4 protein-coding genes are annotated in these 7,302 nt (G+C 61.0%); 1 reads left to right on the top strand and 3 read right to left on the bottom strand.

Annotated elements, in window-relative coordinates:
• Positions 1 to 36: 36 nt before the first annotated feature.
• The 3 genes from ACNPM8_RS07935 to ACNPM8_RS07925 are packed head-to-tail and all read right to left on the bottom strand — an operon-like array spanning position 37 to position 4,523.
• Entirely contained in the window at positions 37 to 1,221 is a 1,185-nt protein-coding gene (locus ACNPM8_RS07935) for an alkaline phosphatase family protein (RefSeq protein ID WP_448939605.1), read from the bottom strand.
• 2 nt (positions 1,222 to 1,223) lie between these two features.
• Positions 1,224 to 1,811, bottom strand: coding sequence for a DUF5998 family protein (locus ACNPM8_RS07930; RefSeq protein ID WP_105656760.1), 588 nt, complete (start codon positions 1,809 to 1,811; stop codon positions 1,224 to 1,226).
• A gap of 51 nt (positions 1,812 to 1,862) precedes the next feature.
• Positions 1,863 to 4,523: a bifunctional acetate--CoA ligase family protein/GNAT family N-acetyltransferase gene (locus tag ACNPM8_RS07925; protein WP_105656761.1), complete on the bottom strand. Its 2,661-nt coding sequence runs from the start codon at positions 4,521 to 4,523 to the stop codon at positions 1,863 to 1,865.
• A 98-nt stretch (positions 4,524 to 4,621) separates the two neighbouring features.
• Here ACNPM8_RS07925 and ACNPM8_RS07920 point away from each other — a divergent pair, with 98 nt between their 5' ends.
• Complete coding sequence (locus tag ACNPM8_RS07920) at positions 4,622 to 7,255, top strand: DNA gyrase/topoisomerase IV subunit A (RefSeq protein ID WP_448939604.1); 2,634 nt, start codon at positions 4,622 to 4,624, stop codon at positions 7,253 to 7,255.
• Positions 7,256 to 7,302: the final 47 nt, after the last annotated feature.

Raw genomic sequence — 7,302 nt, 5'->3', positions numbered from 1 at the left:
TCCCCCCGCACCCGTATGCGCTTGTTCCGTTGAGAACTAGGTGGTGCGGTGCACCAGCAGCGGGATGAAGCGCTCCCCCGCAGTGAGCGATCCGTGCTGCCCTACCATGTCAAACGCCATCGGCGTAACGCGTCGGCCGTCGTAGAAAGCGATAGCTTCCGCTGCCAGAATCATCAGATCACCCAACCGGGCTGCATGCTCTTCGGTAATGGCGCCGAAGTAGCCCAGTTCAATGGCTTCCTCGCGCGTCATCACCCAGGCTTTGGTGCCGTAGGCCTGCTGCCAGGCCTCGCGTACGCGTAACCGGCTAGCCGCGTCGGTCTGCGTGTCGAAGGTCAATTGGACTCCACGAGGTTCGCCGCTGGTCAGCTCCACGCCTTCGATAAGCTCCGGCTGCTGGCTGTAGTCGATGCGTTGGGATGCGGGGATGTCCACCATTCCATGGTCACCGGTAATCAGCACCGTGGTTTCTTCTGGCAGCTTGGAGACCAGGTTCTTAATGACGTAATCCAACTCTTCGAGCGTGTCCCGCCATTGGCTGGAGTCCACGCCGAATTTGTGTCCGGCCTTGTCCAATTCATTGAAGTACGTGTAGACCAGCGAATTGCGGTTCGACTCGAAAATGGTTCGGGTAGCACGCGCACGGGCCGCAGGCTGGTTCGCCGGCACGAATTTGGGGCCGCGCAACGACGCGCGAGTCAGGGCCGACTTGGCGAACATCGGAATAGACACGGTAGCCACGTGGATGCCGTGCTCGGCGACTTTCTGGAAAACGGGCGGGCGAGTCTGCCACGCTTCGGGGTCCAAGTCCCCTGGCCATCCTCCGAGCTGGTTAACTACACGGCGCTTGGCCGGATCGATGACGTCATAGCCAACCATTCCATGTTCGCCGGGAGCCAGGCCCGTGGCCAGGCTGCTCAGGGACGTCGCGGTGGTGGAAGGGAATCCCGTTCCCAGCTTCTGCCCCTTTTCGAACAGGCCGCGCAGGAAGGGTACATGCCCGAGATGGCTCTTGAGCTGGTTCCAGCCCAGTCCGTCAACCATAATCAGTGCCACACGTTTTGTCGGGGCAAAGCCCAAAGCGTTCTCGTAGCCCGGAACGCCCATTGCAGCGGCTGCCGACGGAAGGATCTCCGACAGTGTAGCTTGGCCGTATTTGGGCGCGTCCGGGATTTTCTGTGCCGGGACAGGCAGGTTGCTGCGTTTCTGTTCCTCGATCATGCTCAGGCGATCGTGGCCAGGCGCAGGCGGACAGCGAATTCCCGTGCCTTGTTCACGGCCTGCTGGCCGTCGGCCTCGGCGCTGACGCGGATGACCAAGTCCTCAGGCTGCGAGGTGCCGTTCAGCCCGTGGTCGGCATCGCACTGCGGATCGGCACAGGCGGCAGGGGCCAGATCAATCCGCTTGGTTCCGTTCCAGGACAGTCCAAAGGTCAATTCCTTGACCGGGTCAGCGGCCGAGTAATGCTGCGGCTGGTGGTAGACGTAACTGGTGGCAACCGAGGCGATGCGGGCCAGGGAAATCATTTCGACGGAGACCTGCGCCATGACGTCCTTGCCGTGGTCGTCAAGCTGCTGGTCATCGACGTGCACAATGAAAAGCACCTTTTCACTCATCACCATAACGGTGATATGGCGGTGCACTTCGGTATGGTCGAAGTGAGTTTCCAGATGTACATAGTGGTCAAGCACTGGTTGGCCCATCATGGCTTCAGCCAGTACATCCTGGACCATCTGCGGATAAAAACCCGCACGGACCAGATCATGCTGAAGCTCAGCGCCAGGAGTGGTCGAATACGTTGGAGAACTCATGCCCCAATTCTACTCAGTCGCCACAGGCAATTCACGTTTCGGCGATTGCACTCAATTACGCAATGCCCGGCGGACGCTATCTGTGCGTTGCTCAGCGTTGCTGATCTGGATGTTCACCGCCAGCACGCTCAACGAATCGGTGGCAACGGTGATCGGCGCGAATTTGGCAACGGTCACTTCAGGATGGTTGTCCTTGAAGAGCGAGACGCGGGTGATGAAGTCCTTCAGGGCATCAAGATCCACCGCCGGCAATCCCTGGTAGCCGAAGAGCCGCACGCTGCTGCGCGGACGGCGGATGAGCTGTTCCAGATCATGGGTGGAGAACGGCGCCACGCCGTGGGCCCAATCATCGAGCAGGTTTACCGGATCGCCGCTGAGCCCGAAGGAAATGACTGGACCAAGCAACGGGTCTTCCACGGCCTTGACCACGCAAGCCTGGCCAGCAGGAGCCATGCTCTGCACTTCCAGGGAGTCCACGCCGTAAACCGCCATCAGCGACTTCATATGCGTGAAGTTCGCTTCCAGGCTCTGCTTGTCCGGGATGCTCAAGCGCACGCCGCCCAAGTCCAGGCGTTGGCGCAGATCAGGGTCGTTGGCTTTCAGTGCCACCGGCCAGCCGAATTCTTCGGCCGCCGCAACAGCTTCTTCTGCGGTGTGCACCACCCGATGGGACAGGAACTTGATCCCGTAGAAGTCCAGCAGCTTCTGCACCTGCGCGTCGTCCAATTCCAGCAGGTTGGTCCCCGAGATGGTCTGCACCAATTCATCAAGGTACTCCGCGGCACCGTCCACGTCGATTCCAGCTGGATCCTTCATCGGCTCGTAGGGAACGTCAACCCACTGCTGGTATCCATAGGCCTTGGCCAGGGCGCCGATGACGGTGGTTGGCGAGGTGTATACCGGAATCCCCTGCTTCAGGCCGCCAGTAATTTTCGTATCCGCCAGGCCCGGAACCAATGCCACCACTGGTTTTGGCTGGCCAATGAACTCCTTGGCGACCTTCAGAACTGCGCTGGTATCCAGCTCCGAGTAGGGCAGGTGCGCCAGCAGAATGGTGTGGATCTGCGGGTCTTCCACCAGTTCCTTGATCCGGGCGCGCAGCACCGGAATGGCCTTGGACTGGCCCATGCTGTAGTCCAGCTCTTCGCTCTGCACGACGGTGTTCAGGTTCCTGTCCTCGGCGACGTCGCACACCACCTCTGCGATGGTCGAGGAGTTGGACAGGATCGCAACGTTCGGGCCCTTCGGCGCAGGGAAGACCGAAAGCAGGGCCGTGACATCCAGCAGCTCTTCTGATGAACGCACGCGAATCACGCCAGACTGGCGAAGAATTGCGTTCATTGCACCTGGTGGCGCTTGGCCTACGCGCACCGAGTGGCCCGGAGGAAGGCGGCGGCCCATCACATCGGATTTAGCCACGATCACAGGCTTGCTGCGGGCCAGGCGCCGGGCGATGCGTGCGAACTTGCGTGGGTTGCCAAAGGATTCCAGGTACAACGCGACAACATGGGTACGCAGGTCGTCCTCAAAGAACTGCATCGCGTCGTTGCCGGATACATCAGCGCGCAGGCCTGCGGAAATGGCGCTGCTGGGGCCAACACCTTGCTGCAAGGCCACACCCTGGATGATTGTGCCCATGGCGGCCGATTGGGTGAAGAATCCGACGTTTCCGGATGGCGGAACGTGGTGGCTTCCGGTGGCATACAGCTTCACCTGCGGGTCGGTATTCATCAGCCCGGCAGAACCCGGCCCTACCACCCGCATGCCGTTGGCACGAGCCAGCGACACAAGTTCACGCTGGGCACTCAACCCTTCCGGAGTTTCGTAGCCGGTGGTCATGATGACCAGGGATTTGACCCCGTGGGTGGCGCAGTCCCCGATGGCTTCCATGACCCCTTCGCGCGGAATGCACAGGAAGGCGACATCCACCGGTCCCGGGATTTCGGTGATCTTCCCATAGGCCACCATGCCGCCCACTTCCAAGGCCGCATCGTTCACCGCATACACGGCACCGGTGTACCCGGATTCCACAATTTGTTCCAGCACGTCGTGCCCCAGCTTGCCCCAGGTGCGGCTGGCTCCGATGACGGCAACGGACCTAGGCGCCAGAAGAGCAGCAACACTGCTCGCCTCGGCGCGGTGTTCTCGCGCCTCGGTCACTTCGCGGGATTTTTCGGTGGGACTGATGGAAAATTCGAGCATGACTACGCCGTCTTCAAAATGCCGTGCGACCGCGTACCCGGCATCGGAGAAGACGGTGAGCATCTTCCGGTTCTCTGGAAGAACCTCGGCCGAGAACTTCTCGATGTCGTTTTCACGGGCCGCCGCGGCCAGATGCTCCAAGAGGATCGAGCCGATACCAGTGCCCTGGTATTCGTCCGATACGTTGAAGGCGACTTCCGCCTCCCTCGGGTCATCCAAGCGGTCGTAGCGGCCGACGCCGATGATCCTTGCGCCACGAACCACGGTGAAGGCGACGCGATTCACATGGTCGACATTGGTGAACCGTTCGAGCTCTTTAGGGGTCAGTGACGACTTATACGTAAAATAGCGTAAGTAGACTGACGTCTCAGACTGCTGCTTGTGCATCTCCTGGAGCGCTTGGGCATCCTGCGGAGTAATCGGCCGCAGGTGTGCAGTTGTCCCATCGCGAAGCACAACATCTGCTTCCCAATGCGCCGGATATGCCGCCGAAAGTTTACGATCCACCATAGGCTTAGGATAGTCGGCAGTTCGGCGTTGCGCCCAGATGCAACACGAAGATTCGGCAGTTCCGGCCCTAAGACAGTAGATGAAGGACGAACAGAGTAATGGCTCGTAAGAAGTCTGAAGAGATTCCAGCGGATTTCGTTGAAAATATCGTCGATATAGACGTCACCAATGAAATGGAATCATCCTTCTTGGAGTATGCCTACTCGGTGATCTACTCCCGCGCGCTTCCCGATGCCCGTGATGGGCTGAAGCCAGTTCAGCGCCGCATCCTCTTCCAGATGGCGCAAATGGGCTTGCGCCCGGAGAAGGGCCATGTCAAGTCCGCCCGCGTGGTCGGCGAAGTGATGGGCAAGCTGCACCCCCATGGCGACACCGCGATCTACGACGCCATGGTCCGCCTGGCCCAAGACTTCTCCCTTCGGCTGCCATTGATCGATGGCCACGGAAACTTCGGATCGCCCGATGACGGCCCGGCAGCCCCGCGTTACACCGAGGCCCGTCTGGCAGCCTCCGCTGTTGCCATGACCGCTAATCTGGACGAAGACGTCGTGAACTTCGTCCCGAACTACGACAACCAGTTCATGCAGCCCGAAGTGCTGCCAGCAGCATTCCCCAATCTGCTGGTGAATGGCACCACCGGCATTGCCGTGGGCATGGCCACCAACATGGCTCCCCACAATCTGGGCGAAGTTGTCGCTGCTGCGCAACACCTGCTCAAGGAACCGGACGCCACCGTCGAAGAACTCATGAACTTCATTCCGGGCCCGGATTTGCCCTCGGGCGGCAGCATTACCGGTTTAGACGGCATCAAGGATGCCTACCGCACCGGTCGTGGCCTGTTCCGCACCCGAGCTACCGTGGCCCTGGAGAAGATCTCCGCACGCAAGTCGGGCCTGGTAGTCACCGAACTGCCTTATGGCGTGGGCCCTGAAAAGGTCATCGAGAAGATCAAGGATGGCGTCAACAGCAAGAAGATCTCCGGCATCTCCGATGTTGTCGACCTGACCGACCGGCATCACGGCCTGAAGCTGGTTATCGAGCTGAAGAACGGTTTCAACCCGAACGCTGTCCTGGCCAGCCTGTACAAGTACACCCCGATGGAAGACTCCTTCGGCATCAATAACGTTGCCCTGGTCGACGGCCAGCCACGCACCATGGGGCTGGGCGAGCTGCTCACCGTGTATGTGGACCACCGGCTGGATGTTGTACGCCGTCGCACCGCGCATCGCCTGGCCAAGCGTGAAGACCGTTTGCATCTGGTGGAGGGCCTGCTGATTGCCATCGTTGATATTGACGATGTCATTGCCATTATCCGTTCCTCCGAGCAGACCGCAGAAGCACGCGAACGCCTGATGACGGTCTTCGACCTGAGCGAGCCGCAGGCCAGCCACATCCTGGAACTGCGGTTGCGCCAGCTGACCAAGTACTCCACGTTGGAGCTGGAGACCGAAGCCGAGCAGCTGCGCAACGAAATCGAGGAACTGCGCGCCATTTTGGAGTCCGATGAGCTGCTGCGCACCCTGGTTTCCGATGAGCTCGGGGAAATGGCCGACACTTTCGGCACCCCGCGCCGGACCAAGCTGCTGAAGTCTGCTCAGCTGGCACCGCTGAAGGGCACCGCGTTGCCTGAAGAAGTCGGGACAGGCAAGAAGGCCAAGTTGGCCATGGAAGTCTCCGACAGCCCGTGCTGGGTATTGCTCTCGGCCACGGGGCAGCTCGCCCGGACTCCTGATCGGGACGTCGTGGACTACTCCGCGGCGCGCATCAAGCACGACGTGCTCACCTCGCAGGTTGCTTCCAGCGCCCGTGGTGAGATCGGAGCACTGACGAGTACCGGACGGATTATTCGCATCTCGCTGATCGATGTTCCGGTGCTCCCGGAATCCCATGGCTTCCCGCAGCTGGCCCATGGCGTGCCGATCTCCGAATTCCTCAAGCTGGGCAAGGGCGAAAGCGCGGTGGCCCTGGTTCCGCTGAACCAGGTGATTGCCGTGGGCACCAAGAACGGTGTGGTCAAGCGGGTCACCCCGGACTACCCGCTGAACCGTGACGAGTTCGAGGCGATCACGCTCAAGGACACCGACGTCGTGATTGCCGCGGCGCCGGCCGAGGATGCCGATGAGCTGGTGTTCATGACCAGGCAGGCTCAGCTGCTGCGTTTCAGCGCTTCGGCGGTGCGTGCCCAGGGCCGCACCGGACAAGGCATGGCCGGTATCAAGCTCGCCCCCGATGACCAGGTGATCTTCTTCGGTGTGGTTCCTGCCGGTGCTGGCGACGCGGTGGTAGCCACGATCGCTGCCGGTTCGCAGACCCTTCCTGGCACCTCGGGCCAGTCGGTGAAGCTCACCGACTTCTCCGAGTTCCCGGCGAAGGGCCGCGCCACCGCGGGCGTGCGCGCTCACCGTTTCGTCAAGGGTGAGGACTACCTGCAGCTAGGCTATGCCGGCCAGGGTCCTGCGCGTGCCAGCTCCACGGCAGGCGTAGTGCGTGCTTTGCCTACCGAATATGGCAAGCGCGATGGTTCGGGCGCGCCTTTGGCCCAGTCAGTGAACATCATTGGCGGAACCATTGCCGGCGGGCACGATGCTTCTGCAGCACCTGCTGCCCAGGACCTCCAGGCAACCGCGCGGCAAGAAGCGTTGATTCCCGAGCCAACCAAGGCAAAAACGGCCCCGGCCATCACGCCGGGCGAAGACGCGCTGCCTTTCGACGACGGCGGAGTAATCCTCTAATCCAGCAGCGCCAGAACTGAACGCGGCGTCGTTTCCACCTCCTATCC

This window comes from Glutamicibacter sp. AGC46, from assembly GCF_053543715.1.
This window is presented reverse-complemented; position numbering and strand designations above follow the sequence as displayed.

What these genes read in the sequence shown, in the direction of transcription:
- ACNPM8_RS07935 (WP_448939605.1), bottom strand. Translation starts at nt 1,221, where the DNA reads ATGATCGAGGAACAGAAACGCAGCAACCTGCCTGTCCCGGCACAGAAA.
- ACNPM8_RS07930 (WP_105656760.1), bottom strand. Translation starts at nt 1,811, where the DNA reads ATGAGTTCTCCAACGTATTCGACCACTCCTGGCGCTGAGCTTCAGCAT.
- ACNPM8_RS07925 (WP_105656761.1), bottom strand. Translation starts at nt 4,523, where the DNA reads ATGGTGGATCGTAAACTTTCGGCGGCATATCCGGCGCATTGGGAAGCA.
- ACNPM8_RS07920 (WP_448939604.1), top strand. Translation starts at nt 4,622, where the DNA reads ATGGCTCGTAAGAAGTCTGAAGAGATTCCAGCGGATTTCGTTGAAAAT.